At 55.3% G+C, this 25,064-nt stretch carries 28 protein-coding genes; 12 read left to right on the top strand and 16 right to left on the bottom strand.

The window, feature by feature from the left end; all coding sequences use genetic code 11:
- The coding region (locus tag QQJ87_RS00525) for a hypothetical protein (RefSeq protein ID WP_284279304.1) at positions 1–180 on the top strand (180 nt) is incomplete at its 5' end.
- 54 nt (positions 181–234) lie between these two features.
- Here the strand turns inward: QQJ87_RS00525 and QQJ87_RS00520 are convergent.
- The gene (locus tag QQJ87_RS00520; protein WP_284279303.1) at positions 235–912 is read right to left on the bottom strand and encodes a response regulator transcription factor; all 678 of its coding nucleotides are present in this window, start codon (positions 910–912) and stop codon (positions 235–237) included.
- Between the two features lie 175 nt (positions 913–1,087).
- On the opposite strand from QQJ87_RS00520, the gene QQJ87_RS00515 reads away from it, so the two are divergent.
- The 8 genes from QQJ87_RS00515 to QQJ87_RS00480 all read left to right on the top strand — a co-directional run bounded on the left by QQJ87_RS00515 (position 1,088) and on the right by QQJ87_RS00480 (position 10,574).
- Positions 1,088–1,759: a TetR/AcrR family transcriptional regulator gene (locus tag QQJ87_RS00515; RefSeq protein ID WP_284279302.1), complete on the top strand. Its 672-nt coding sequence runs from the start codon at positions 1,088–1,090 to the stop codon at positions 1,757–1,759.
- Positions 1,749–3,260 carry a TolC family protein gene (locus QQJ87_RS00510; protein ID WP_284279301.1) on the top strand — a complete coding sequence of 504 codons (1,512 nt, stop codon included), beginning with the start codon at positions 1,749–1,751 and terminating at the stop codon, positions 3,258–3,260. Before QQJ87_RS00515 ends, QQJ87_RS00510 begins: the two co-directional genes overlap by 11 nt.
- The gene (locus QQJ87_RS00505) at positions 3,257–4,342 is read left to right on the top strand and encodes an efflux RND transporter periplasmic adaptor subunit (protein ID WP_284279300.1); all 1,086 of its coding nucleotides are present in this window, start codon (positions 3,257–3,259) and stop codon (positions 4,340–4,342) included. Before QQJ87_RS00510 ends, QQJ87_RS00505 begins: the two co-directional genes overlap by 4 nt.
- Positions 4,339–7,431 (top strand): efflux RND transporter permease subunit, encoded by a 3,093-nt coding sequence (locus tag QQJ87_RS00500; RefSeq protein WP_284279299.1) that lies wholly within the window; start codon positions 4,339–4,341, stop codon positions 7,429–7,431. The genes QQJ87_RS00505 and QQJ87_RS00500 overlap by 4 nt, the downstream gene beginning before the upstream one ends.
- Before the next feature lie 32 nt (positions 7,432–7,463).
- Entirely contained in the window at positions 7,464–8,084 is a 621-nt protein-coding gene (locus QQJ87_RS00495; RefSeq protein ID WP_284279298.1) for an LON peptidase substrate-binding domain-containing protein, read from the top strand.
- A 52-nt stretch (positions 8,085–8,136) separates the two neighbouring features.
- Positions 8,137–8,775: a PAQR family membrane homeostasis protein TrhA gene (gene trhA / locus QQJ87_RS00490; protein ID WP_284279296.1), complete on the top strand. Its 639-nt coding sequence runs from the start codon at positions 8,137–8,139 to the stop codon at positions 8,773–8,775.
- Between the two features lie 55 nt (positions 8,776–8,830).
- Entirely contained in the window at positions 8,831–9,259 is a 429-nt protein-coding gene (locus QQJ87_RS00485) for a MarR family winged helix-turn-helix transcriptional regulator (protein WP_284279295.1), read from the top strand.
- A gap of 82 nt (positions 9,260–9,341) precedes the next feature.
- A complete protein-coding gene (locus QQJ87_RS00480; protein WP_284279293.1) occupies positions 9,342–10,574 on the top strand; it encodes an SMP-30/gluconolactonase/LRE family protein in 1,233 nt (410 codons plus the stop codon).
- 69 nt (positions 10,575–10,643) lie between these two features.
- On the opposite strand, the gene QQJ87_RS00475 is transcribed toward QQJ87_RS00480, so the two are convergent.
- On the bottom strand, positions 10,644–11,834 hold the full coding sequence (locus tag QQJ87_RS00475) for a hypothetical protein (protein WP_284279292.1): 1,191 nt from the start codon (positions 11,832–11,834) through the stop codon (positions 10,644–10,646).
- Between the two features lie 108 nt (positions 11,835–11,942).
- On the opposite strand from QQJ87_RS00475, the gene QQJ87_RS00470 reads away from it, so the two are divergent.
- A complete protein-coding gene (locus QQJ87_RS00470) occupies positions 11,943–12,305 on the top strand; it encodes a c-type cytochrome (protein WP_284279291.1) in 363 nt (120 codons plus the stop codon).
- A gap of 11 nt (positions 12,306–12,316) precedes the next feature.
- Positions 12,317–12,961: an FMN-binding negative transcriptional regulator gene (locus QQJ87_RS00465; RefSeq protein WP_284279290.1), complete on the top strand. Its 645-nt coding sequence runs from the start codon at positions 12,317–12,319 to the stop codon at positions 12,959–12,961.
- 3 nt (positions 12,962–12,964) lie between these two features.
- Here QQJ87_RS00465 and QQJ87_RS00460 read toward each other — a convergent pair whose 3' ends face one another.
- The 3 genes from QQJ87_RS00460 to dctP are packed head-to-tail and all read right to left on the bottom strand — an operon-like array spanning position 12,965 to position 15,908.
- Positions 12,965–14,323: a TRAP transporter large permease gene (locus QQJ87_RS00460; RefSeq protein ID WP_284279289.1), complete on the bottom strand. Its 1,359-nt coding sequence runs from the start codon at positions 14,321–14,323 to the stop codon at positions 12,965–12,967.
- Entirely contained in the window at positions 14,320–14,886 is a 567-nt protein-coding gene (locus tag QQJ87_RS00455; protein ID WP_284279288.1) for a TRAP transporter small permease, read from the bottom strand. Before QQJ87_RS00455 ends, QQJ87_RS00460 begins: the two co-directional genes overlap by 4 nt.
- On the bottom strand, positions 14,883–15,908 hold the full coding sequence (dctP, locus tag QQJ87_RS00450) for a TRAP transporter substrate-binding protein DctP (protein WP_431310061.1): 1,026 nt from the start codon (positions 15,906–15,908) through the stop codon (positions 14,883–14,885). Before dctP ends, QQJ87_RS00455 begins: the two co-directional genes overlap by 4 nt.
- Before the next feature lie 150 nt (positions 15,909–16,058).
- On the opposite strand from dctP, the gene QQJ87_RS00445 reads away from it, so the two are divergent.
- Entirely contained in the window at positions 16,059–16,727 is a 669-nt protein-coding gene (locus tag QQJ87_RS00445) for a GntR family transcriptional regulator (protein WP_284279287.1), read from the top strand.
- Here the strand turns inward: QQJ87_RS00445 and QQJ87_RS00440 are convergent.
- From QQJ87_RS00440 to urtC, 11 genes are read right to left on the bottom strand one after another with little or no spacing between them, the layout of a single operon-like run.
- Positions 16,692–17,246 carry a HupE/UreJ family protein gene (locus tag QQJ87_RS00440; protein ID WP_284279285.1) on the bottom strand — a complete coding sequence of 185 codons (555 nt, stop codon included), beginning with the start codon at positions 17,244–17,246 and terminating at the stop codon, positions 16,692–16,694. The two genes, QQJ87_RS00445 and QQJ87_RS00440, sit on opposite strands and share 36 nt — an antisense overlap.
- A gap of 20 nt (positions 17,247–17,266) precedes the next feature.
- Complete coding sequence (ureG, locus tag QQJ87_RS00435; protein ID WP_284279284.1) at positions 17,267–17,914, bottom strand: urease accessory protein UreG; 648 nt, start codon at positions 17,912–17,914, stop codon at positions 17,267–17,269.
- Positions 17,915–17,942: 28 nt separating this feature from the next.
- Positions 17,943–18,683, bottom strand: coding sequence for an urease accessory protein UreF (locus QQJ87_RS00430; RefSeq protein ID WP_284279283.1), 741 nt, complete (start codon positions 18,681–18,683; stop codon positions 17,943–17,945).
- Complete coding sequence (gene ureE, locus QQJ87_RS00425) at positions 18,680–19,162, bottom strand: urease accessory protein UreE (protein WP_284279282.1); 483 nt, start codon at positions 19,160–19,162, stop codon at positions 18,680–18,682. Before ureE ends, QQJ87_RS00430 begins: the two co-directional genes overlap by 4 nt.
- A 10-nt stretch (positions 19,163–19,172) precedes the next feature.
- Complete coding sequence (gene ureC / locus QQJ87_RS00420; RefSeq protein ID WP_284279281.1) at positions 19,173–20,882, bottom strand: urease subunit alpha; 1,710 nt, start codon at positions 20,880–20,882, stop codon at positions 19,173–19,175.
- Complete coding sequence (locus QQJ87_RS00415) at positions 20,879–21,211, bottom strand: urease subunit beta (RefSeq protein WP_284279280.1); 333 nt, start codon at positions 21,209–21,211, stop codon at positions 20,879–20,881. The genes ureC and QQJ87_RS00415 overlap by 4 nt, the downstream gene beginning before the upstream one ends.
- A gap of 13 nt (positions 21,212–21,224) precedes the next feature.
- Entirely contained in the window at positions 21,225–21,527 is a 303-nt protein-coding gene (gene ureA, locus QQJ87_RS00410) for an urease subunit gamma (RefSeq protein WP_284279279.1), read from the bottom strand.
- A 31-nt stretch (positions 21,528–21,558) separates the two neighbouring features.
- Positions 21,559–22,449, bottom strand: a complete 891-nt coding sequence (locus tag QQJ87_RS00405; RefSeq protein ID WP_284279278.1) for an urease accessory protein UreD — start codon at positions 22,447–22,449, stop codon at positions 21,559–21,561.
- 11 nt (positions 22,450–22,460) lie between these two features.
- On the bottom strand, positions 22,461–23,156 hold the full coding sequence (gene urtE, locus QQJ87_RS00400; RefSeq protein ID WP_284279277.1) for an urea ABC transporter ATP-binding subunit UrtE: 696 nt from the start codon (positions 23,154–23,156) through the stop codon (positions 22,461–22,463).
- Entirely contained in the window at positions 23,153–23,953 is an 801-nt protein-coding gene (urtD, locus tag QQJ87_RS00395) for an urea ABC transporter ATP-binding protein UrtD (protein ID WP_284279276.1), read from the bottom strand. The genes urtE and urtD overlap by 4 nt, the downstream gene beginning before the upstream one ends.
- A complete protein-coding gene (gene urtC / locus QQJ87_RS00390; RefSeq protein WP_284279311.1) occupies positions 23,950–25,032 on the bottom strand; it encodes an urea ABC transporter permease subunit UrtC in 1,083 nt (360 codons plus the stop codon). Before urtC ends, urtD begins: the two co-directional genes overlap by 4 nt.
- Positions 25,033–25,064: the final 32 nt, after the last annotated feature.

Genomic DNA, 25,064 nt, shown 5'->3' with positions numbered 1-25,064 from the left:
ATTCTCCTTGAACCAAAGTATAAAAACACTCCAGTTAACGAGTCCATCTTTCAGGGGCAAGGTCATACGCCTGCTGTTAAAAAAGAACAGTTTGAACTCGGGGGTGCTGAAAAGATGTCCCCATCTGCTGGGTATAAACCATCTGAAACCCTGTGGATAACTTATCCAAGTGGTTTATAAATAAACGTTTTTTAGGGGCTGATTAGAAATTGGGCAGCATCGCCTGCTTGCGGCTCAGTGCTCCGCGTGCTCATATTGCTGCATGCGCAACGCCTGTCGGTAAAAAACGGATGCTTCGATCCTGTTTTTCACACCCAATCGATCCAGAATGTCTCTGACATGGCCTTTGACTGTTTCAACACTGATCTGCAAACGGTCTGAAATTTCTTTGTTCGACAGGCCAAGCGCGATCTGTTCCAGCACTTCCACTTGCTTGTGGGTCAGGGGCTTGCTTTCACCACCCAGTCCAATCGTGGATTGACCGGAATGCTTTCGCACCACTGTGCCGGGCATGCGGGTGGGCGTTGCCGGTTCAATGCCTGCGCTAACAAGCCCTGCACGCAAATACTCCATCAGTTTTGGATAGGGGCTCAATTTCGAAAATGCGGTGAATCTGGGCTTGTTGTGATGCCTCAATTCAGCCATTACGCGGTCATCAAGTGCTGAAATCAGCACCGGAATACCCGGCATGAGGGTTTCCATCAAACCGATGAAATTCGATGAGTTGACGTCTTTCAGGTAAAAGTCTGTGATCAGCAGATCGGGCGATTCCGTGACTGCATAACCAGCCGCTTCACGCAGGGTGGCAAACTGCCTGACGTTTACCAAAGGCGCAATGTCCTTGATCATTTCAACCAATCCAAAGCTGATGATGGGGTGCGGATCAATCACAAAGACTAAGTGTCTGGACATGTCGAATCTTCCTGAACGGTTCAACGCCCCTGTGTAGGGGGTAACCTTTATCATAGAGCCCCCCCAAACAAGGTAACCTCTGAAAAAAGGCAAGAAAGCGCTTCAAATTGCAAATACCGTTTGATTCCACCAAATTCTATTGACACAATGTCAACGAAAAAACTATCATCCAGCCATGAACTATTTGGCTGAACGACGAGAAGAAGAAAAAGAGCGCCGGCGAGAAACCATTCTCGATGCGGCAGAGCATGTTTTCGCCTTGAAAGGCTTTGACGCAGCAACCATGGACCAGGTGGCCCGCAAGGCCAGGGTGTCGCGCGCATTGGTGTACGTGTACTTCAAGGACAAAACGGCGCTGCAGCTGGGTGTGTGCATTCGGGGCCTTAAAATTTTGCGGCAGGCCTTTGAATCTGCGCGGCAGGCCCACGCCACCGGGTATGAGCAGGTGAAGGCCATCGGCCGGGCCTACATGCAATTCTCGGAGGACCGACCCACGCACTTTGCAGCCATGTCACGATTCGAGGCCACGCCGGCTGACTTTGCCTGCGCCCAGGAAGATGGCATGACGCAAGACATGATGTTGGCTGGCCAGCAAGTGCATGAACAAACCGTATTGGCCATCCTGAAAGGCATGGCCGACAAAACACTGCGTGGTGACATCGACGACCCCATGCGGGTGTCCATCACACTGTGGGCGTTTTCTCACGGCACGATACAGTTGGCCCAGACCAAAGGGCCTTTCATCGAGGGCATGGGCATCAGCAAGGCCAACTTCATGGAAGAAGCGCTGAATCTGGCCATGCAGTCATTGATCAACCGCAACACAGGGGTTTCCCATGAATCCTGATGTCCAAGCCACTGGCAAGTGGCCTTTTTTTTACACTGTATTTGACAAGTGTCTAATCAGTAAATTTCTGTATAGCCGATCAGTTGTGCTTGCGCTGCTGGGGGGTTTGCACACGCTGACATTCGCAGCACCTGCAAACACGGTGCCCAGCTATGCGCCCATGCTGAGCCAGTATTTCGATGAGGCAGACGCCAACAACCCTGAACTGAAGCAAGCCAATTTCAACCTGGAGGCCGAGCAGGCCAAGCTTCAAAGCCTTCGCAGCCGCTACTATCCGAGCCTGGCCTTGTCGGCCCGCTATTCGGTCTCGGAGGGCGGCCGCACCATCGACTTTCCAGCCGGCGACTTGTTGAACCCGGTGTACCAAACCCTGAATGCGCAGGCTGCCGCCATGGGCCAGCCTGCGCGCTTTCCCACGGTGCAGAACCAGTCTATTCCGCTGTTGCGCCCCACCGAACAAGACACCCGCTTGACCCTGAAGGGACCGATTTATTCTGCGGAACTGAATGCCCAGGTGGATTCGCAGCAGGCCTTTGTGCAGGCGCAAGAAGCGGCCCGCCAAAATTACCGGGAAGAGCTGCACCGGGATCTCGAGACCGCATTTTGGCAAACTGCGCAAGCCAAGGCGCAGGTGGAGGTTTTACAGGTCAGCTTGAAAACGCTGCAAGAGAACGAACGCGTAAACCAGGTGCTGTACAAAACAGGTGCCGTCACACTGGATGCACCCAAGCGGGCGCAGGCTGAACGGCTGGATTTGCAAGTTCAATTGCAGCAGGCCCAAACACGCCTGGCACTGGCCAGAGAATATTTCAACCTGCTGCGCAACGCCCCTGCACAGGCACCCATTGAAACCCCCGACACGGCCCGCATGCGCAGCCTGCTGCCCGATATTGTTCAAGAATTGACCCCCAAGGGCACAGCCACAACACCCTCGCCTGCCTTGCAGCAAGTGCTGAGCAGCAAAGATGCCCTGGATGCACAAACCCGCGCTGCACAGGCCGCCTACACTCCAACCCTGGGTTATGCCATCGAGGGCGGCTATCAGGGCACCGACTACAGCACTGGCCCACACACGGGTTTTGCCACAGCGTCGGTGGTGCTGAACTGGCCTCTGTTTGATGGTGGAACCCGAGCCAGTGACGTGGCACAGGCCAAATCACGGGCACAGGCGGTGCAAGCCCAGGCCGAACTGCTGACGCGCCGCCTGCAACTGGCCAGAACCCAAGCCAGAGACCGCCTGCAAGTGGCACTGGACAGCATCAGCGCGCGGCAGGCCCAACAGGACGCCGCCGAAGAAAGCCTGAGGATCAACACCCGCAAACGCGACGCTGGCGCATCCACACAAATTGAATTTCTCAGCGCCGAACAAGCGACAACCCGCGCGCGACTCGGTCTGATTGATGCCCTTTATCAAGCCCACATTGAACATGCACAGTGGCAGTACGCCAACCGCGACCTGCCCGATTTGACGCCCCCCATGCCCAACGGAGATGCCCAATGACCAAGCACCCCCTGACTCTAAGACTCACGCTGTTGCTGCTGGCAACACTGATCCCTGTGCTGACGGCCTGCGGCCCATCCAAACCGGAAGCGGCCGAAAAGCAAGCGCTGCGCAAAGTGGAAGTCAGCCTTGTGTCAAAAGGGCCGGACAGACCCGCGCTGGAGGCCACTGGCGTGGGCGCTTACCGCGACGAGGCCAAGCTGGGGTTCAAGGTGCCCGGCGTGATCGAACAAATCGCCGTGCGCGAAGGCGAAACCGTGCGCAAGGGACAACGACTGGCCTGGCTCAACAAGGAAGATGTGGCCGCTGCCACTGCACAGGCCAGCGCTGGCCTGAACAAGGCCCGCCGCGACCTCAAACGGGGTGAAGCCCTGCGGGCGCAGGAAGTGATTTCGCAGGTGCAACTGGACGATCTGCACACTGCCGAGCGCGTGGCCATGGCAGCTTACAGCCAAGCCAGCTACGCCAGTCAGACGGCGGAGATCAAAGCCAGCGGCGACGCCATTGTCATGCGTCGCTTCGCCCAACCTGGCGAGGTGGTGGGCGCTGGCCAACCCGTGCTGATGCTGGGCAGCAAATCCAGCGGGTTTGTGGTCAAGGCCAGCCTGAGTGACAGGCAAGCGGTGCAGGTGCATCTCAACGACCGCGCCACCGTGGTGTTCGATGCGCAAGCCAATGTGAAGTGGACCGGCAAAGTGATCGAACTGAGTCAAAGCGCAGACCCGGTGACTGGCACTTACGGTGTACAGGTGCTCATCAATCCGTCTGAACACCCTGAAAGTCAGGTCCTTTCGGGCATGCAAGCCAAATTGACCATTCAAGCTGCTGAATCGCGAATCGAAGAGCGCAGTTACGTGCCGCTGTCAGCCGTGGTGGAAGGTGACAGCCACACCGCCTGGCTGTTTGTCATGAAGCCCGACCACAAGGTGGTCAAAACGCCGGTGCAGGTTGCTTTTGTGGATGGCAACCGCCTTGGACTGAACACACCGCTTGCAGCCGGCACCCCAGTGGTCAGCCTGGGTGCGGCCTATCTGACCGATGGCGAGGCTGTTGAAGTGTTGGACAAAGGGACCAAGCCATGAAACTGACTGACTTTTCCATCAAGAATTACCAGTTCACGATTGTGGTGTTTTTTATGCTGTCGGCCATCGGGCTGATGGCCTTCAAGAACATTCCGAGAACCGAAGACCCTTACTTTGACATCAGCGCATTCCGCGTCAACGTCATTTATCCGGGTGCAGACCCGTCTGAAATGGAACAGCAGGTGATCAAGCCCATTGAAGATGCGCTGTATGGGCTGGATGACCTGAAAGAGCTGTATTCGACCGCCCGGGACAGCGGTTCGGCCACCTTCATCCGCTTCAATGCGGAGGTGGATGTCGACAAAAAATACGATGAGGTCAATCGTGAAATCAGCCGGATACGCCCCACCCTGCCCAGTGGTGTGCTGTCAGTCGACATCAAGCGATTCAACCCTGGCTTTACGAACATCATCCAGTACGCGCTGGTTTCAGACACGGCGAGTTACGCTGAAATGGCCGACTACGCCAAAGACCTTGCCGATGACCTGAAAGACATCAAGGACGTGCGGGACAGTGAAACCTGGGCCTACCCCAAAAAAGAAGTGCGCGTGATCCCCGATTTCCAGAAGCTGGCGGATCTGGGTATTCGAACCAGCGACCTGGTGCGCGTCATCGGCGGGGAGTCTCGTAACATTCCGGGCGGTGCGGTGGAACAGGGCGATCGCCGTCTCACTGTACTGACTTCGGGCAACTACAAGAATCTGGAAGAAATTCGCAACACCCCCTTGATCGGAACCGGAGCCGGGGGCACGCTTGGAGGCCGGCTGATCCGCGTGGGTGATGTGGCAGAGGTGTCATGGAGCTATGCAGAGCAAGACGTCTTGGGTCGTTACGATGGCCACCGCGCAGTGTTCATCACAGCCAACCAGAAAGACAAACGCAACATCTTCAACACCCAGGCCCAAATTGACGAGGTGGTGGCCCGGTTTGAGAAAACACTGCCCTCCAACATCACACTGAAACGCGGCTTTCAGCAATACAAAAACGTGGAAAAGCGCTTGAACCGCCTCGGTTTTGACTTCTCGCTGGCGGTGTTTTTGGTGCTGCTCACGCTGCTTCCTTTGGGCTTCAGGGCGGCAGGCATTGTGATGATTTCTGTGCCACTGTCGCTGTTGACCGGGCTGGCCTGCCTGTATTTTGCGGGCTTTTCATTGAACCAGCTTTCGATCGCGGGTTTGGTGGTGGCCTTGGGCCTGCTGGTGGACGATTCCATTGTGGTGATCGAAAACATTGCCCGCTTTTTGCGCATGGGCCACAGCAGAACCGAAGCGGCACGCCTGGCCACAAAACAGATTTCACTGGCTGTACTGGGCTGCACGGCCACGCTGCTGTTTGCGTTTTTACCCTTGTTGATGTTGCCCGACAATGCAGGCAAATTCATTCGCTCATTGCCGGTGTCCGTGGTGTTCACGGTGCTGGCTTCCCTCTTTGTGGCGCTGACCATTATTCCGTTTCTGGCCAGCCGAATGCTCAAACGCGAAGAGGATGAAGAAGGCAACGTCTTTCTGAAAAAGCTCAGCCACGGCATCAACACCATTTACACGCCGCTGCTGCACAAGGCCTTGCAGCGCCCCAAAACCATGGTGGCAGGTTCCTTGTTGCTGTTTGTCCTAAGCCTTGGCTTGGTGCCCATCATGGGCATGTCGCTGTTTCCCAAAGCCAATACGCCGCAATTTCTGGTGCAGGTCAGTTTGCCCGCAGGCGCAAGCCTGACGCTCACCAACTCGGTGGTTCAACAAATCGAAAAGGATCTGAAAGCGTTTCCGGAAGTGACCAGCGTGATAAGCACGGTGGGTGAAGGAAACCCTCAGATTTACTACAACATTTTTCAAAACGACAAGCAAAGCAACTTTGGCGAATTGTTTGTTCAACTCAAGCAATACGACGCCCACACACCGGCGCTGCTGGATGCACTGCGCAAGAAAGTGGCGGACATCGCCGGTGCAAACATTGTCGTCAAGGAATTTGAAAACGGCCCACCCATTGACGCACCCATCGGTTTTCGCTTGATGGGGCCAGACCTGGACGGACTGCGCAAATACGCCGCCGGGTTCGAAAAAATCATCAGTGCCCACCCAGGCACACAGAACGTGGACAACCCGCAGCGCACCGGTCGAAGTGACTTTCGACTGGTGGTTGACCGCAGCAAGGCAGGTTTGCTCGGTGTCAACACCACTGAGCTGGACCAAGCCATCCGACTGGCCATTGCGGGCACCAAGGCAGGCGACTTTCGGGACCGAAAAGGCGACGCCTACGACATCACAGTGCGCGGGCCACTGGACAAACGCAGCACCTTGCAGGCGCTGGATGGCTTTCAGGTCATGAATCGGGACGGCAAAGCCATACCCCTGGCGCAATTGGCCACATTGACGCTGACCGACAACGTCAACAGCATTTACCACTATGACAAACAACGCGCCGTGCTGCTGACTGCCTACACACGCAGCGGCTACAACACCGAGAAGGTGACGCAGGACATTGACAGCGCCCTTCAAAAGGTGGACATGCCCCCGGGTTATCGTTACGTGGTGTCCGGTGAAGTGAAAAGCCGCAAAGAGAGCTTTGCTGGCTTCGGCACAGCCATTTTGGTCACTGTGTTCGGCATCTTGGCCATTCTGGTGCTTGAGTTCGGCAGTTTCAAAAGCACTCTAATTGTGTTGTTTGTGATCCCTCTGGGGGTCTCGGGCGGCATGATTGCCCTCTTCCTGGCGGGATATTCTCTCTCTTTCACCGCCACGGTGGGCTTTATTGCCCTGATCGGGATCGAGATCAAGAACTCCATTTTGCTGGTGGACTTCACCAACCAGCTGCGTGAACAAGGCAAGGGGCTGGATGAATCCATCGAAGAGGCAGGCCGAATCCGCTTTTTGCCCATTTTGCTGACCAGTGCGACAGCCATCGGTGGCTTGATGCCACTGGCGCTGCAAGGTGGCGGCCTTTATTCGCCCATGGCCTGGGTCATCATTGGTGGACTTGTTTCATCCACCCTGATTGGCCGATTGGTGACACCGGTGCTTTACAAGCTGCTGCCGCCGCAGTTGCAGGCTGAAAGCAGCAGCGTTAAAGTGCCAGTTCCCGGTGCACATTGATGCATCTTGTGTGACATTTTCAGGAGCAGCACTTGTCAGACACCCTTTCCATGCCCTTGTTTCCGCTGGGTACCGTGTTGTACCCTGGCGGCGCTTTGCCCTTGCAGATTTTCGAGGTCCGCTACCTGGACCTGATCAAACGATGCCTGCGCGAAGACACCGAATTTGGTGTAGTCAGCCTGTTCGAGGGGGGCGAAATTCGCCGCCCCGGCGAGCAACTCAGCCTTGCACAATATGGCACCTTGGCGCGCATTGAAAATTGCGAGGCACCCGCGCCTGCGCTCTTGCGCATTCAGACCGTTGGCACCCGGCGCTTCAAGCTGCACCAGGTGACCCAGCAAAAAGGCGGTCTGTGGGTGGGCGACATCGAACTGCTGGAGGTAGACCCCCCAGTGACCATTCCGGATGACTTGCTGCACTGCGCAGACAAGTTGAAAGAAATACTGGAGTCCCTGGAAGAACAGGACATCCCCGAGGACCAGTGGCCATTTCACCGCCCCTACCGCTTTGACGATTGCAGTTGGGTGGCCAATCGTTGGTGTGAATTGTTGCCCATCGAAAAACCCGTGAAGCTTCAATTGCTGTCTTTGAGCAACCCCTTGCTTCGACTCGAGTTGATCAATGACCAGTTGCAGGAAGAGGGACTACTCTAGGTGCATGTGCAATACTTGCAATCCTCAATTCCGGTTTAGGTGAAGGGTCAAGATGTCGTCTTCCAGCTATTCGGTGCCTGAAGAAATTGCAAACGCCGTCAGCCATGGCATTGGCACTGTGGCCGCCATCGTGGGCACAGTGCTGCTTCTGGTCAAGGCTGTACCGGTGTTGAACGGCCCGCAAATTGCGGGGGTTGCGGTGTACGGTGCCAGCCTGATCCTGCTGTTTTTGTGTTCAACCCTGTACCACGCCATTACCCACACTGAAACCAAGGCCGTGTTCAAACGTTTGGACCACTGTGCCATTTACCTGTTGATCGCGGGCAGCTACACACCCATGCTGATGCTGACCCTGCACAGCACCGCCGCCACCGTCATGCTGTGGCTAGTCTGGGTGCTGGCGATTGCGGGCATCGCTTTCAAGATTTACTTCATACACCGCTTCAAAAAACTGTCGTTGGTTACTTATTTGCTGATGGGTTGGCTGTCGCTGTTCGTCATTCACGACTTGTGGGCGGCACTGCCGCGTGCGGGCTTCTGGCTGCTGCTTGCAGGTGGTTTGTGCTTCACGGTGGGCGCCGCCTTTTACGCCCTCAAGAAGGTGCACTTCACGCATGCCATTTGGCATTTGTTTGTGGCTGCTGGCGCGGCCTGCCACTGCGTGGTGATCGGGCTGTATGTCATTCCATGAGGTCACCGGTCATTTTTGGGTTGACACCTGAGCATTTAAGTAGCAAGCTAACTATATGTCACATCCCACGCTTGAACTAAAACGTGCTTACCTTGCCCTGCGCCGTGCGCTAGAGCAGACCATTCGCCCGTTCAACTTCTCGGTGGGGCAATTCGATGTGCTTCAGTTCCTGCTTCACGAAGACGGCATGGAACACCGAGAATTGCAAAAGCGTTTGGCAGTGACCTCACCTACCCTGACCAACATCCTCAACGGGATGGAAAGGGACGGTCACCTCCTTCGCGAACTGGACGATCAAGACGCAAGGGTTCGCAGACTGCACCTGAGCGACGCGGCCCGCAAGTTGTGCGCATCGCCTGAATTTTGTGACGCAGGTGACGCGCTGGTTGAAAAGATGTTCAAGGGTTTTACGGACGAAGAGCGCCGGGCCTTTTTGGTCGCACTTCGAAAAGTGGAGTCCAATCTGGACACCGGGAACCACTAACAATCGGTGGTTTTTTTTGGATATTTAGGTAGCTTCCTATCTTTAAAAAGATAGCTTCCTAATAAATAAAATGAGGTTTTTAATGAATACGATTGCTCTGTGGATTGCCGGGCTACTTGGCATTGTCTTTGGTGTGCGTGCTGTCTCAAAATTGCTGAAAGCGAAACAAACACGGCGCTGGGGTCTGGGTCTTCTGGAGATGCTCGGCTCGATCGCCGCTTTTTTGAGCGTTACCCAGCCCTTCTTCGTGTTTTTCGTGGCGGTGCTGTTAAGCCTTCTGTCATTCGCCACCACGCTAACGCAGCGACTGCGCGCGCTCAGTGGCGGAACTGCCATGGCCGTGCTTACTCTGCTGGGCAGTCTTGCCCTGGGTGCACTGCAACCTTTCGGCCTGAAAGTGCTGCTGTTGCCCAAGGCCGAGGCACTGGCTGCTGACCCGGTCGTTTCAAGCCGCATAGTCAAAACTTTTGCGCCAGGTGAGTGGCTTGAGAGTGTTCAAATCGACCCGAATGGACATCTGTTTGTCAGCGTGAATGAGGGTGAAAACTACATGACAGGCGACAAGAGCAAGGTGCGTGCGCGCGTGCTGGAAATTGGCCCGGCAGGTCAAGAGCGCACGGTGTTAACGATGCCACCTGGTACCACCGTCGGCATGATCACATTCGATCAACAGGGCCATCTGTTTGTCAACAGCCAAGGTCGGGTGCGTGGCGTATGGCAAATTTCAGAAGACTCCAAAGGTCGTCTGCTCGCTGAACTTCCAAATGGGTCCTGGCCGAACGGGCTTACCACGGGGCCTGACGGCAAGCTGTACGTTGCCGATTCTTCACTGGGCACTGTGTGGAGAATCAACCCCGAGAACGGAAAAGTGTCTGCTGCCATTGAAGACAAGCAACTGAAAAGCCGCCCCTACATTGCCCTGGCACCCGGTGCCAATGGCTTGCAGTTCTACGGCAACACACTGTATGTGACCGTCAGCGACAGCGCCACTGTTCAGTCGTTTAACCTGCAGGGCGATGGCACTTTCAGCTCAGCCAAGGTGTTTGCGAAAGGCATTCCGGGTGACGACTTTGCAATTGACCATGCGGGTAGCCTGTATGTAACCACTCATCCCTTCAACACCATTGTCAGGATCAATCAACAAGGCCAGCGTCGAGTGATCGCCACTGCCAGGGAGCACATCATCGGCGCCACCTCGGCTGCATTTGGCAAGGGTGCGATGGCGGATGGCACACTGTATGTGGCCACTGACGGCGGTGCATTTTCGGGCGACCAGGCTGCACGTGGCACGCTGGTGGCCTTGCAACTGCGATAAGGTGCAAGTAGAAATGAAATGAAATGAAATGAAATGAAATGGCCGCACCGTCTCTACAATGTGCTGCGGTCAATCCATTTTGTCCAACGGAGTTCTCGAATGCCCCTGCTCAGAAATAATCACAGCACTGTCTGACACTTCAGGGGCGAGTGAAGACTCAGCCTCAGACTCTGTCCTCTCAAGGGTGTTCATCGAGGCGTCGTCAGGTTCAAAGGCGACCACGGTGTTCTCTGACACATCGTCCAAAAGTTCTGTTGGATGGGCAGCACCTTCATCGTGATGAACAAACGGAGGCAACTCGCAAAACAGGTTCAATTGTGTGGTTTGAAATCCGGAACCGGGAGACTCAATCGCAACCAAATCGTTGTTTCTTACAGACGACAACATGCCGCTGGCCAGAAACGAAGTGATGCTGTCGCAAGGTGTTGCCCCAAGTGCATAGCGAACCACTTCTTGCCCCACTATTCCGAGTTGGGGAAGCACCTCAATCTTGTTGTCCTCGCGAAGGAAATGTGTCCATGCGTCCACAATAACTGCATCAGCGGGAAGGCTATCCGCTGAGACCACGTCACCAGGAGAACAAGCGATCGGGGTCGAGGTCACAATGACGATGTGATGATCCGCATCCTTGATACCCGCTTGATACACATGAATATTTTCCCCCGCCGGTGAAGAGCGGATTTTTTCACCGATCAAGGCAGCGGCATTCAAACATTTGATGGAATGAAGGGGAATACCCTCTATCGATTGAACCATGGCGCGCCAAAAACCCGGCTGGTGCAAGGCAAACTGGGCAGAAATGCCTTGCTGGCGCAAGGCCGCCAGCCCTGCATGACTGGGTTTGTCGGTGAATCTCGTCGACTCCCGAAACAGGTATCGAGAGACAGGCACCGTCGCCTGCGGATCAAAATCGGGATTGGGCATGTCTGCCACTCGGTATGCGGTTTTCACAAAGTCAACGAGTACAGGCAAGATTGTCTGCATGACCTGAACTGCTTCCGCTGAAATGACAGTGGTTTGCTGGACAGAACGACTGCTTGTAACCAGCGATTCGGGGCTGGCAGTGTAAACCGCCGAAACAGCTGCCCTTGAGGCAGATTGCAAAGGCTGGTGATCAACTGCCTGAATCAAATCGTGAGCCGCATGACCAAGCAGGTCAGGCAAGCGCTGAGCTTCAGTGCCGACCGGGTTTGATCGCGCAGCCTGTCCGCGGTCTACCCCTTGATCCGATAAACCTTCTGTGGAATTGTTACCCTGCATGCTTGACAGCCGACTTGTACAAACGACTTCGATTGTAGTTTTTAAATAATCATTTGAAACTCGCTCAAAATAGGCAAAAATGAAAGTCATCCAATGAAGCACACCCTCATGAAACGACGTTTGATAGTCCTATTGCCCCTTCTTGCAGCGGTTGTGGTGGTCGTAACCTGGACCACCCGCTCAGGCAAAAGCACGATGATCAGCGCTGCCGACCCGGAAGGAAAGCTGTCGCTGGTGGATTACATTCACCAGCAAAAATTGCCCTGCCTGCAATGCCATCAACTCACAACGGGTTCATATGGCCCGGGCTTCAAGGTGGTTGCCCGAAATTACAAATCCAATCCACAAGCGTTGGCAACCCTGGCGACTCACATTGAGAAAGGCTACGGCTTCATGCCGGGCGGTTTGGCCAGCAAAGAGCAAGCCGAAGTTCTGGCCGACAAAATCATGAAACTGAATCTGAACCAGTAAGGCAGTCATCCATGTTGTACAACCCCAGTGCGTTCCAGGAACAGGATCCAGAAATCATCCATGCGTTCATCCAGGCGCAGGGCAAGGGTCTTTTCATCACCAGTGAAGCCAATGGCCTGCAAAGCACCTTTCTTCCCTTTGTGCTGTATCCACACGAGGGTAAAAATGGGGTCTTAAGGGCGCACTTTGCCCGTGGCAACGCACACTGGAAAGAACTGCGCGAAAACACACAATGCCTGGTGGTGTTTGCGGGTGAAAACGGTTACATCACCCCCAGCTGGTACGCCACCAAAGCGCAAAGCGGCAAAGTGGTGCCCACGTGGAACTATGAAATGGTGGAGGTGCGCGGCGTGGCCACCGCTGTGGAAGACACTGGCTGGTTGAGACGCCTGTTGACCGATTTGACCAAGCAGCACGAGAGAACTCGGCCCGAGCCCTGGCACCTGGATGACGCACCGCCTGATTTTCTGGCGGTGCAGCTAAAGGGTATCGTAGGCCTCGAGATTGTTATTCATGAAATCGAGGGCAAATGGAAGATGAGTCAAAACAAAACAGCTGAAGACCGATCGGGCGTTGTGGTTGGGCTCAGCGACGAGGCTGACCCACACCACAATCCCGAACTGGCCGCACTTGTGAACACACGAATGAAGCGTTAACCCTCATCCAGCATTAACGGCACCCATGACAGCATCCGGCAAAGCCGTCGCGATTTGCGGGAATATGCAAATCAAGACCACGGACAGCAACATGAGCACAACGAACGGCAGTACACCCCATATGATTTCGTTTAAAGGAATGTCCGGCGCAATATTTTTGATCACGAAAATATTCAAGCCGACCGGCGGATGAATCAAGCCAGTCTCCATCACGATCGTCATCAAAATTCCAAACCAAACCAGATCAAACCCTGCTGCTTTCAAGGGCGGCAGTACGATCGGCGACAGCATTAAAATAATGCTGACAGGCGGCAGGAAAAAGCCCAGCACAATGACGAGAAACAGAATGGTGGCCAGCAACACCCATTTCGACAAATGCATGCTGACAATCCATTCAGCGGCTGACTGGCTGATGTGAAGATAGCTCATCACGTACGAGAAAAGCAGCGACATGCCAATAATGAACATCAACATGGTCGATTCTTTCAAGGTGCTCTGCAGTATGGGGGTGACGTCCTTGATTCTCCATACACCATAAACCACCGCAATCAGTGCAAGTGCCAGCAATGCGCCCAATCCAGCCGTCTCGGATGGTGTTGCATAGCCTCCATATAATGCAACCATCACACCAATCAACAGAATTACAAAAGGCCCCACCCTCGGCATCATTTCAAATTTTTGACGGAGGGTGAAATGTTCTTCAATCAACATGGCGGAGTCTTGGCCAGTGCTCTGAAACACCGCTTTGGCCCTTGTGTATTCTCTGGAATACTGAAACACCGCAAAGCCTGCAAAAAGGCTGACCAGCAATACACCTGGCCCGATGCCAGCCAGAAACAATCGACCCAAAGACTGTTCAGCTGCAACGGCGTACAGAATCATCGTGATTGAAGGCGGCAGCAAAATACCCAAGGTACCGCCCGCTGCGATGATGCCTGCAGCAAAGCCGGGTGAATAGCCACGCTTGCGCATTTCAGGAATTCCTGCACTTCCAATGGCTGAACACGTTGCCGGGCTTGAACCAGCCATCGCAGCAAACAGTGCGCACGCAAACACATTGGCAATACCCAGACCGCCAGGAATTTTGGCCATCCACACATGCATGGCTGCGTAGAGGTCTTGACCTGCCCTGCTTTTGCCGATTGCGGCCCCTTTTAAAATAAAAAGGGGAATCGACAATAGCGTGATACTGGCCATTTCCTCATAGACATTTTGCGTCACTGTATCCAGTGCGCTTTCCGGCATGAAAAAATACATAAAAATTACGGCAACACCGCCCAACGCAAATGAAATGGGCGCTCCGGAGAACATGACAAAAAAAGTGACCGCTGTGAATAGCAGTCCTAGCGTAACCATGCTCATTGATCAGATCCTATGAAGAGCAGACGAAGGCGAGCCACCGCCTGAAGCGTCAATTGAATAGTCAGCAAAGTCATCCCCATGGCCATCAAACCATAAGGAATGGACAGAGGTGGTGCCCAGGTTGACGAGGTGGTCTGACCATCCACAAAAGCCTCATGGAAAAGGGTCCAGGACTTCCAGGTGAAAAAAGCACAGAATCCCAGCGAAAACACATCGACCAGCGCAAAGCGCAACTTGTTCAAGCTTTTGGGCAAGACGCCCGCCACGGCTTCAATGCCAATGTGTCCACGCAGGGACTGTACGAATGCACCACTCAAGAAAGTGGCACCGACCAAACAAAACACAGAGGCTTCGTCTTGCCAATCAGTCGACAGGTTAAACAGAAAACGCCCCACAACACCGTATGTCAGAATCAATGAGGCGGCCAGTAAACCGAGCATGCCCACAATCACCATGACCTTGTTAACCCACAACATCAAGCGGGCCAAGGGCATCAAAAATGCGGGCATGCCAGGTTCGATTTCGGCGGCTTGCGCCGGCTTCATCTCGAACCCGTGACTCATATCAGCTTCATCGCTGCGTTCATCAACGCTTTGCAGGACTCATTGCGATTGGCAAAATCTTTCCAGGCTGTTTCGCGCGCGATGTCCTGCCATTTCTTCAGAATGGCATCGTCCATGTCATACACTTTGGCACCCGCTTTGGCATACAAATTAGCACATGCAACGTCGTCAGCCTTTGCAGCGTCGGTGCCAAACTTTTCCATGGCCAACCCCACTTCCATGATGGCGTCTTGCTGCGCTTTGGGCAGACGACTAAACACGTCCTTGGAAATCATCAGAGGTTCCAGCATGAACCAGTAAGTGCGGTTGCGACCGGAGGTCAAATGTTTGGCAAGCTCCTCCAGTTTGAAAGACATAAAACTGGTCGATGAGGTCATGGCTGCGTCCATGGCACCGGTCTGCATGCCAGCGTAAATTTCATTGGATGGCAGAGAGATAACCGACGCACCCGCTGTCTTTAACACCATGTCCATTTCCCGGCTGCCGCCGCGTACTTTCAGCCCCTTTGCATCATCAGGAGAAACAAGAGGACGCTCGCGACTGGCCACACCACCGGCCTGCCATATCCAGCTAACAATCATCACGCCTTTGGCATCCAGAGTTTTGGCAAGCAACTTGCCAGCCTCTGACGTTTTCCAGGCAGTCCCAACTTCGTAGCTAGGTACCAAGGCCGGCATAAGACCAATATTGGTCTCAGGCACCTCTCCACCAGCGTAAGAAAGCGGCACCAATGACATGTCCAGCGCACCTTTGCGCATAGAGGAGAACTGCGCGTTGGTTTTCATCAGTGAAGAACCCGGATAAACCGCGCACTTCAGAGCACCAGCTGTCTTTTTTTCGACAGCCTGTGCGAACTGACGACACAAGCGATCGCGGAAATCACCTTCTGTTAGCGTCCCACCCGGAAACTGGTGCGAAATCTTCAAACTGGCTTGTTGTGCCCAAGCCCAAGACGGTAAGCCACCAATGCCCGCGCTTAAAGCGGCCCCGGTGCCGATTTTCATAAAATCTCGACGATCCATGCTTATTTCACACTCCTCTCTTTTGGTTGGAAATTTGCTTGTTATTCAAGCAATTTAATTTTGTATAATTAGAAGCGTTTTATGTATACAAAAAACACTCTCGTTTACCCTAAGCAGTTACACTCTGCCTAACAAACAATTCATCACGCCATGAGCAAGCTGTCAGACAGATTAAGAGACGAAATAGAACAGGACATTGCAACTGGTACCCTAAGCCCAGGGACGCACCTCGACGAAACAGAATTGGCTGAACGATTTCAGGTGTCACGTACGCCAATTCGCGAGGCAATCTCCATGTTGGCGGGAGAAGGATTGGTGGAATACCGTCCAAGACGAGGCGCTGTTGTTGTTCAAATCACGCCTGAGCGACTGACTGAAATGTTTGAGGTCATGGCTGAACTTGAGGCTATGTGCGCCAGGCTCGCAGCGCGACGCATCGGTCCTCAAGAACTTAAACTGCTTGGGCAGGCCCACGAAAAATGCAGACAGGCAGCCGACGTCTCCGACAGCGATGCCTATTTCTATGCCAATGAACATTTCCATCACCTGATTTACACTTTCAGCCGCAATGCATTTTTAACCGAGCAGGCCAGTGGTCTGCAACGTAAACTTCGCACCTACAGACGCTTGCAATTAAGAGTCAAATACCGGCTGCGCAAATCGTTTGATGAACATCAGCAAGTGTTGGATGCCATAGCCGCGCACCAGGAACAGCGGGCGGCCTCGTTATTAAAAGCCCATGTGGTGGTTCAGGGTGAACGCTTCACAGACCTGGTGAACACGCTAGCCAAGATAGAATCGCTCGACGGAATAGGCTAGCGCAACGCACTTGGCCAAAGTAAAGCCAACAATCTGCAAGGCAACACTACCCAAGAGCATGCCCGCCAGGAAAAGTTCACTGGTGGCTGCGGTCGGCATTTCCATGCCATGAGCCACGCCATGAAACAGCCCAAACCCACCCACAACGAATGCCAGCAGCCGACCATTCAGTTGGTGGCCGACCGCCAGCGCAACAGCCACAACCAGCAATGACACTGCAATTCCGCCTTCCACAAACGGCATACCAAACCCCATCAGACCCAGCAAACCACCCAGTACAAGCAGGCTGTTGAATACCAACGGCGCAATGCGGGCACTGCGCTGACGCACTGCCAGTGCGCCAACGCCCAACATGGCGAGAAGATGATCAAGCCCGGTGAACGGATGCACAAAACCGGCAACTGCGCTTTGCAGCCAGCCCATTTGTGCAAGGTGTTCAACATGGCCAGGGTGTGCGCCAGCAGTCACTGGGCCAAGCAGAATGAGGGCCGCCAAGGCGATTAATTTTGATCTTTTCATGGTTCATTGCTCCTTCTGGTTCAAACCACAGCCACGGCGGGTGGCAACACTTTTTCTGGCAACATGCCCTCTTTGACGATGAATGCAATGATGTCGTCCAGGCCCTGGGCTTTTTTCAGATTGGAAAACACGAAAGGCCTGCTGCCCCGCATCCGCCGCGCATCGGTGTCCATCACCTCAAGAGAAGCGCCCACGATGGGTGCCAGGTCTGTTTTGTTGATGATCAGCAAATCCGACTTGGTAATGCCTGGCCCACCTTTGCGTGGAATTTTTTCACCCGCGGACACGTCAATGACATACAAGGTGAGATCGCTCAATTCAGGGCTGAACGTGGCGCTCAGATTGTCACCCCCGCTTTCCACGAACACCAAATCGAGCGGTCCATGGCGGGCAATCAGCTCGTCCACAGCAGCCAGGTTCATGGACGCGTCTTCCCGGATGGCGGTGTGGGGGCAGCCCCCAGTCTCAACCCCGATGATCCGATCGGCTGGCAAAGCTTTGTGTGTGGTCAGAAAATTCGCATCTTCCTTGGTGTAAATGTCGTTGGTGACCACGGCCAGGTTGTAATGGTCTCGCATGGCAAAACACAGTGACTTCAACAGCGATGTTTTTCCGGACCCCACCGGGCCGCCTACGCCTACGCGCAGGGTTTGTGCAGGTTTGTTCATGGTGTGTTCTCCTTCTTGACAAAACAGTTCAGGACCGGAATAGCCGGGTGTATTGGGTTTCGTGGCGGGCACTGGCCGCAGCCAATGCCGGCAGGCTTGCGCCTATGTCGTCTTCACCCAGCGTGGCGGCCAAGGCCACCGCCTGGGGTACGGAATACTGGCAACTGGCCAGCAAGGCCTGCGCCTGCGTTTGCCCCAAGGGCAGCAGCTTGGTGGCGGCAGTCACCTGGTTTTCCAGCCAGCTCCAGGCGTAACCGCAGGCTGCATGGTGGGGTTCGATGGCCCAGGCCTGGCTGGCCCACGCAAACAACACCGGAAAGCTCCAGTCAAACCCGGGCTGAGCGGGCAAACAAGGCAGACCCAACGCGGGTAAGAGCTTGGCCAGGGCATTGCCCATGGCGGCATCCGTCATTCGAAGTTCGCGACTCTCGCGACAGGCCAGCGCCAAATCATTCCAGGGTTGAAGCAGGTGCAGAGGACCGGCCTGGTTCATGAGATTGCGGGCTTTGTCGGTTTGCACATTCGGTGAGTTGTCCAGCACGCGCATCACATTCAGCAGAACGGGCAAGTCCACTCGGGCAAGTCCGTGAAGCAATTGCACGGTGATCCACTGCTCAATCTGGTCAGCGTTGTTCAGCCAACGGGCGTCCAGCGCGAACTCGAGTCCATGGGAGAACGAATACCCGCCCACGGGTAGCCCCACGCTGGACAGATGCATCAAACGCATCAATGTGAGGCCATCGCTAGGGCCTTTTGTCCCTTTCATCATGCGTGGCTGTGCGAATGGGATTCGCCATGGCTGTGATGGTGTCCGCCGCCCAGCCCTGCGTAGGCGCCACTTTCGGGCACAAAAACCGCATGCCCCTGCTGCAAGGAGAGGCCCAGCAAGACGAGCATGTCTTCAAGCACGTGATCAGGCTGCATGCGCAACCAAAGGTGACCAATCTGGACTTTCACATGGCGATTGCCGAGGTGGTAACAGGCTTTGGAAAAGGATTCCCAATCGGGCGCGATGGCCGTCACCACCGGTTCAATGGCCCCTTGAACCAACACTGTTTTTCCACAAGTGCTTCGCAGGTATTCGCCCACCAGCAGGGGCTTGCCCCGCTCCAGAAAAAGGCGCACTTCATCGCCGCTTTGACCGGTTAAACGCAATCGCCCGCGTTCACGTTGCTCATGGGTCAAACACACCACGTCGTCAATGTCGCTCTGGCAATCGGTGCCCAGCCTTTGTGTAATTTCAAGCATGCTCAGGTCCTCAAAACAGGTTGTACAGTTGCGCCAGCGGCAATACGGTGGCGGGCTCACAGGTCAGCAGTTCGCCGTCGGCACGCACTTCATAGGTTTGCGGGTCCACGGTGATGTTGGGCAAGCAATGGTTGTGCACCATGTCGGCTTTGCCAATCGTGCGCGTGTTTTTACAGGGCACCAGCCTGCGCTTTAAACCCAGCTTTGCTGCAACACCCCCGTCGATGGCGGCCTGACAGGCAAAGGTGACACTGATGGCGGCAGGTGCCTGACCAAATGAACCAAACATGGACCTGTAATGCACGGGCTGAGGGGTCGGAATAGAGGCATTGGGATCGCCCATGGGGGCGGCAGCGATCATCCCGCCCTTGATGATCATGGCCGGCTTTGCCCCGAAAAAGGCTGGCTTCCACAGCACCAGATCGGCCAGCTTGCCGGGTTCAATGGAACCCACTTCATGGGCGATACCGTGGGCAATGGCCGGGTTGATGGTGTATTTGGCAATAAACCGCTTGGCTCTGAAGTTGTCTGCGCCGAGGGCCTCGTCTTCAGGCAACAACCCGAACTGCACCTTCATCTTGTGCGCGGTTTGCCAGGTTCTGGTGATGACCTCGCCCACCCTGCCCATGGCCTGGCTGTCCGAGGAAATCATGGAAAACGCGCCACGGTCGTGGAGAATGTCCTCGGCGGCAATCGTCTCTTTGCGAATTCTTGAATCGGCAAATGCCACATCTTCCGGAATGCTGGTGTCCAGGTGATGGCACACCATCAGCATGTCCAGGTGCTCATCCACCGTGTTGACGGTGTAAGGGCGGGTCGGGTTGGTCGACGAGGGCAGCACATTGGGGTAAGCGCAAGCCTTGATGATGTCTGGCGCATGACCGCCGCCTGCACCCTCGGTGTGATAGGTGTGAATCACCCGGCCTTTGAAGGCCGCGATGGTGTCATCGACGAAGCCCGATTCATTCAGCGTGTCAGTGTGTATGGCAATCTGTACGTCGTACCTTTCCGCCACACTCAGGCAATTGTCGATGGAAGCTGGCGTTGTGCCCCAGTCCTCATGCAGCTTCAAGCCACAGGCACCTGCCTCCAGTTGTTCTTCCAGTGCCTTGGGCAGACTCGCGTTGCCCTTGCCGAGGAATCCGAAATTCATGGGCAACCCGTCGGTGGCCTGAAGCATTTTGCCGATGTACCATGGCCCTGGCGAGCAGGTGGTGGCGTTGGTGCCGGTGGCAGGCCCGGTTCCACCGCCTACCATGGTGGTGATGCCGCTCATCAGGGCCTCATCAATTTGCTGGGGGCAAATGAAATGAATGTGGGCGTCAATGCCACCGGCCGTCAACACATGGCCTTCACCTGCGATCACCTCGGTGCCGGGGCCGATGATGAGCCCCACACCGTCTTGCACGTCCGGGTTGCCCGCTTTGCCAACACCAACAATACGCCCGTCCTTGACGCCCACATCGCCTTTGACGATGCCCCAGTGATCCAGTACCAGTGCATTGGTGATCACCAGATCAAGTGACTCTGAACAAGACACCTGGCTTTGGCCCATGCCGTCTCGAATGACCTTGCCCCCTCCGAATTTGACTTCATCGCCATACACGGTGAAGTCTTTTTCGACCTGTATGACCAGCTCGGTGTCGCCCAGTCGGACTCGGTCTCCGGTGGTGGGGCCGAACATCTGGGCATAACTGGTGCGGTCTACTTTCAGGCTCATGGCTTGGCTCCCTTGGCTGGCGCTGTCAGCGGGCCCATTACCTCACCGCGAAAGCCATACACCTCGCGCTTGCCGGCGTACTCAACCAGTTCCACCTGTCTTCCCTGGCCTGGCTCAAACCGCACGGCCGTGCCGGAAATGATGTTCAAATGGCAGCCATAGGCCAGTGCACGGTCGAATTGCAAAGCCGGGTTCACCTCGTAAAAGTGATAATGCGAACCCACCTGCACTGGCCGGTCCCCCGTGTTTTCAACGCGCACGCTGACGCAACGTCGTCCTTCATTCATGGTCAGGTCGCCTTCAGCGACCAAGATTTCACCTGGCTTCATGCAAGGGCTCCTTCTACCAAATGGGGTTGTGAATAGTCACCAGCTTGGTGCCGTCCGGAAAAGTGGCCTCAACCTGCACCTCGGCAATCAAATCCGCCACACCGTCCATCACCTGATCGGCACTCAACAGGGTTCGACCGTAATTCATCAACTCAGCCACGGTTTTGCCATCGCGCGCGCCCTCCATGATCTCCATGCTGAGGTAAGCCACAGCCTCGGGATAATTCAGGCGCAAACCGCGGCCAAGGCGGCGCTCGGCCAGCAAGGCGGCAGTAAACAGCAACAATTTGTCTTTCTCACGGGGCAACAGGTCCATGGTTTGATCCCTTCATCGTCTGCAATGTGTTTCAAGTGCGCCAAATGCGCGGAGGACAGGCCGCCCTACCCAACAAACCTGGGCGTAACAGAGTCCACAACCGGGCAAACAGGTTTCGCGCCTGTTCACTGCAGGGGCCCAGGTATCGGGCAAGCACAAAGCCTTCAATTTCAGTGACCGTGGCCAAATGACTGGAAGGCAAAGCCTCGCAATGCGCGCGCAAGGTGTCCATCGCCTGTTCGCTCAGCGGCTCAGGCCATGGGCCGCCCAGAAAAAGTCCCACCACCGGCTGGCTCTGCCAGGCAACCGTTGCCTCCATCAGCTCACGGCTGTTGTTGTCGATCAAAATTCGCTCTTTCAGACGCAAGCGACCCTCGCAATGCACGCTGAAAGTTTGATCCACCTCTCCCTCGTCGAATTGCGCATGGCTGGCGGGCAAGCCAAGACAGCACACTTCCCAGGCGAACAGGCTTGCACCCGCTTCCAGTTCAAACGCGGTTCGGCCATGAACGCGTGCCTTTGGATAGACAATCGTCTCCAGAGGCAGCCATTCCAGGCTTGCCCCTTTGGCCACGCGCAAGTGATTGCGCTGGGTTTGCACCAACCCGTCAGGTCGCATGCGATACATTCGACCCGCCCCCGGCGTGGTCAACAGCGCGCCTGCGTCCTGCGCCAGCGTCATCTCCAGCTCCAGGGTGTCGCCAGAGACCATGCCGCCAGGCGGATGCAGCAACAGCACATGCGCCAGGTCGGCTCCCTCCGGGTAGAACGGCTTTTGAACGTACAAGGGCCCCTGCCGCCTGTTTCGGCTTAACACCGTGCCCCGCGCTGTGCGCTGAAAATCCAGTTCCAGCCGAGCATTCCAAGTACTCATGGCTGGGTGATCAAGGGTGTGTCGCCAAGGTTCTGCCGGGCTGTTCATGGGTATCGCCCTTACACCGCCAGATGTTGCTTGATGAGCTGATCGCTGAGTTTGTCCATGGTGTCGCTGGCCACCACGCGCCCTTTCTCCATCAGGCGAAACTCCTTGCCAACCCGCCGCGCAAAACCCAGCTTCTGCTCGACCAGAATCACAGTCAGACCCTCGGTCTCATTCAGTTTCAGAATGACGTCGCCAATTTGCCGAACAATATTGGGCTGAATGCCTTCATTCGGCTCGTCCAATATCAGCACGGTGGGTTCCATCACCAGGGCGCGACCAATGGCCAATTGCTGCTGCTGGCCACCCGACAGGTCGCCGCCACGGCGTTTCAGCATGTCGCCCAACACTGGGAACAATTCAAAAATCTTGTCAGGAATTTGACGCGCCTTGTCCTGCCGCACGGGCAGCCCCAGCCTCAGGTTTTCTTCAACCGTCAACATGGGGAAGATCTCCCGACCCTGGGGCACATAGCCAATGCCCAGATAAGGCCGTTGCTCGGCAGACACTTTGTTCAGCACGGTGTCACCCAAACAAATTTCACCCGCCGCCACAGGCAGCAAACCCATCAGACATTTCAATAGCGTGGTTTTGCCCACACCGTTTCTGCCCATGATGCAGGTGCACGAGCCCTTGCGGATCTCCAGGTCCAGATTCCACAAAATCTGGGTGCCGCCATACAGCTGATTAACCTGCTGGAAGGTGATCATGCCTCTTCTCCCAGATACACTTCGATCACATAGCGATTGCTTTGCACCTGATCCATCGTGCCCTGTGCAAGCACACTGCCCTGATGCAACACAGTCACGGTTCGCGCAATGCTGCGCACAAATTCCATGTCGTGTTCCACAACGATCACGGTGCGCTCGCCCGCAAGCCCGGTTAGCAATTCGGCGGTGCGCTCTGTTTCCTGTCCAGTCATGCCGGCCACCGGCTCGTCAATGAGCAACAACAGCGGGTCAGACACCAGCAGCATCCCGATTTCAAGCCATTGCTTTTGACCATGCGACAAGGCACCCGCCAGCATGTGGCGTTGTTGCTGCAAGCCGATGATCGACAGTACCTCGTCAATTTTGTCGCGCTGCACGGCACTCAGTTTGGCAAACAGGTTGTACCAAATGCCCTTGTTTGCCTTCAGCGACATCTCGAGGTTGTCCAGCACAGAATGGGCCTCGAACACCGTGGGCTTTTGGAACTTTCGACCAATGCCCAGTTGCGCAATGTCTGCTTCACTGCGCGCCAGCAGGTTGATGTTCTGGCCGAAAAACACATTGCCCCCATCTGGCTGCGTCTTTCCGGTAATCACGTCCATCAGGGTGGTTTTACCGGCACCATTGGCACCAATCAGGCAACGCAACTCGCCCGCCTTCACGTACAGATTCAAATCGTTCAAGGCCTTGAAGCCATCAAAGCTGACACTCACCCCCTCCACATACAAAATGTACTCATGTGAAAGATCGAGTTCGTCGGCAGAGGCCACCTCAGTGGGCCAGCGCATTGCGTTCATGCCTGCACCTCATTCAAAGGGGTTTTACCCGGTCTGCGGTTCACCCGTTCCTGCAGCAAACCGGCCAACCCCTTGGGCAAAAACAGGGTCACGAGCACAAACAGGGCGCCCAGTGCAAACAGCCAGCCGTCGGGCAAGATCGCGGTAAACCGTGTTTTGGCGTAATTCACGAGCAATGCGCCCACCACGGCGCCATACAGCGTGCCGCGGCCACCCACAGCCACCCAGATCACAATTTCAATCGAGTTAACTGGTGAAAACTCGCCTGGGTTGATAATGCCCACCTGCGGCACGTACATGGCCCCCGCCACAGCCGCCAGCAATGCTGAATACACGAACAACCACACCTTGTACAAATCGGTGCGATAGCCCAAAAACCGCACTCGGGGCTCGCCGTCGCGAATGGCCACGATCACTTTGCCAAAGCGCGACTTCATGATGAAATGGCTGCACAGGTATGCCAGTGCAAGCAACAGGGCGGTCACCACCATCAATGACACCCGCATGCCGTCGGTTTGCAGATCGAACCCCAGCAAGTCCTTAAAGTCAGTCAAGCCATTGTTGCCACCAAACCCCATCTCGTTGCGGAAGAAGGCCAGCATCATGGCGTAGGTCAGCGCCTGGGTCATGATCGACAAGTACACCCCGGTTACCCTGGATCGAAAGGCCAGCCAGCCAAATACAAACGCCAGCAAGCCGGGCACCAGCAGCGCCATCAGCATGGCAAACGGAAAGTGATTCATGCCCAGCCAATACCAGGGCAACTCTTTCCAGTCCAGAAACACCATGAAGTCAGGCAACACCGGATTGCCGTAAACCCCCCGCGTGCCAATCTGGCGCATCAGGTACATGCCCATGCCATAGCCGCCAAGCGCAAAAAAGGCGCCGTGGCCCAGGCTCAATATGCCGCAATAGCCCCACACCACGTCCACCGCCAAAGCCAACAGGGCGTAACTCAGATATTTGCCCAGCAAGGTGATGGTGTAGGTGCTGACGTGGAAAACCGACCCTGCGGGCACCAGCAAATTACACAGGGCAAAGAACGTGGTGGCCAATGTAAGCACCACAACAAACGGCATCACGGTCGAGTCGGGCTGCCTTGGCTTCGTAA

The organism is Limnobacter litoralis, assembly GCF_030160455.1.
GTDB lineage: Bacteria > Pseudomonadota > Gammaproteobacteria > Burkholderiales > Burkholderiaceae_B > Limnobacter > Limnobacter litoralis.
This window is presented reverse-complemented; position numbering and strand designations above follow the sequence as displayed.

Bases quoted from the DNA above. Each gene is read 5' to 3' on its own strand.
- QQJ87_RS00520 (WP_284279303.1), bottom strand. From the start codon at position 912: ATGTCCAGACACTTAGTCTTTGTGATTGATCCGCACCCCATCATCAGC.
- QQJ87_RS00515 (WP_284279302.1), top strand. From the start codon at position 1,088: ATGAACTATTTGGCTGAACGACGAGAAGAAGAAAAAGAGCGCCGGCGA.
- QQJ87_RS00510 (WP_284279301.1), top strand. From the start codon at position 1,749: ATGAATCCTGATGTCCAAGCCACTGGCAAGTGGCCTTTTTTTTACACT.
- QQJ87_RS00505 (WP_284279300.1), top strand. From the start codon at position 3,257: ATGACCAAGCACCCCCTGACTCTAAGACTCACGCTGTTGCTGCTGGCA.
- QQJ87_RS00500 (WP_284279299.1), top strand. From the start codon at position 4,339: ATGAAACTGACTGACTTTTCCATCAAGAATTACCAGTTCACGATTGTG.
- trhA (WP_284279296.1), top strand. From the start codon at position 8,137: ATGTCGTCTTCCAGCTATTCGGTGCCTGAAGAAATTGCAAACGCCGTC.
- QQJ87_RS00485 (WP_284279295.1), top strand. From the start codon at position 8,831: ATGTCACATCCCACGCTTGAACTAAAACGTGCTTACCTTGCCCTGCGC.
- QQJ87_RS00480 (WP_284279293.1), top strand. From the start codon at position 9,342: ATGAATACGATTGCTCTGTGGATTGCCGGGCTACTTGGCATTGTCTTT.
- QQJ87_RS00475 (WP_284279292.1), bottom strand. From the start codon at position 11,834: ATGCAGGGTAACAATTCCACAGAAGGTTTATCGGATCAAGGGGTAGAC.
- QQJ87_RS00470 (WP_284279291.1), top strand. From the start codon at position 11,943: ATGAAACGACGTTTGATAGTCCTATTGCCCCTTCTTGCAGCGGTTGTG.
- QQJ87_RS00465 (WP_284279290.1), top strand. From the start codon at position 12,317: ATGTTGTACAACCCCAGTGCGTTCCAGGAACAGGATCCAGAAATCATC.
- QQJ87_RS00460 (WP_284279289.1), bottom strand. From the start codon at position 14,323: ATGAGCATGGTTACGCTAGGACTGCTATTCACAGCGGTCACTTTTTTT.
- QQJ87_RS00455 (WP_284279288.1), bottom strand. From the start codon at position 14,886: ATGAGTCACGGGTTCGAGATGAAGCCGGCGCAAGCCGCCGAAATCGAA.
- dctP (WP_431310061.1), bottom strand. From the start codon at position 15,908: ATGGATCGTCGAGATTTTATGAAAATCGGCACCGGGGCCGCTTTAAGC.
- QQJ87_RS00445 (WP_284279287.1), top strand. From the start codon at position 16,059: ATGAGCAAGCTGTCAGACAGATTAAGAGACGAAATAGAACAGGACATT.
- QQJ87_RS00440 (WP_284279285.1), bottom strand. From the start codon at position 17,246: ATGAAAAGATCAAAATTAATCGCCTTGGCGGCCCTCATTCTGCTTGGC.
- ureG (WP_284279284.1), bottom strand. From the start codon at position 17,914: ATGAACAAACCTGCACAAACCCTGCGCGTAGGCGTAGGCGGCCCGGTG.
- QQJ87_RS00430 (WP_284279283.1), bottom strand. From the start codon at position 18,683: ATGATGAAAGGGACAAAAGGCCCTAGCGATGGCCTCACATTGATGCGT.
- ureE (WP_284279282.1), bottom strand. From the start codon at position 19,162: ATGCTTGAAATTACACAAAGGCTGGGCACCGATTGCCAGAGCGACATT.
- ureC (WP_284279281.1), bottom strand. From the start codon at position 20,882: ATGAGCCTGAAAGTAGACCGCACCAGTTATGCCCAGATGTTCGGCCCC.
- QQJ87_RS00415 (WP_284279280.1), bottom strand. From the start codon at position 21,211: ATGAAGCCAGGTGAAATCTTGGTCGCTGAAGGCGACCTGACCATGAAT.
- ureA (WP_284279279.1), bottom strand. From the start codon at position 21,527: ATGGACCTGTTGCCCCGTGAGAAAGACAAATTGTTGCTGTTTACTGCC.
- QQJ87_RS00405 (WP_284279278.1), bottom strand. From the start codon at position 22,449: ATGAACAGCCCGGCAGAACCTTGGCGACACACCCTTGATCACCCAGCC.
- urtE (WP_284279277.1), bottom strand. From the start codon at position 23,156: ATGATCACCTTCCAGCAGGTTAATCAGCTGTATGGCGGCACCCAGATT.
- urtD (WP_284279276.1), bottom strand. From the start codon at position 23,953: ATGAACGCAATGCGCTGGCCCACTGAGGTGGCCTCTGCCGACGAACTC.
- urtC (WP_284279311.1), bottom strand. From the start codon at position 25,032: ATGCCGTTTGTTGTGGTGCTTACATTGGCCACCACGTTCTTTGCCCTG.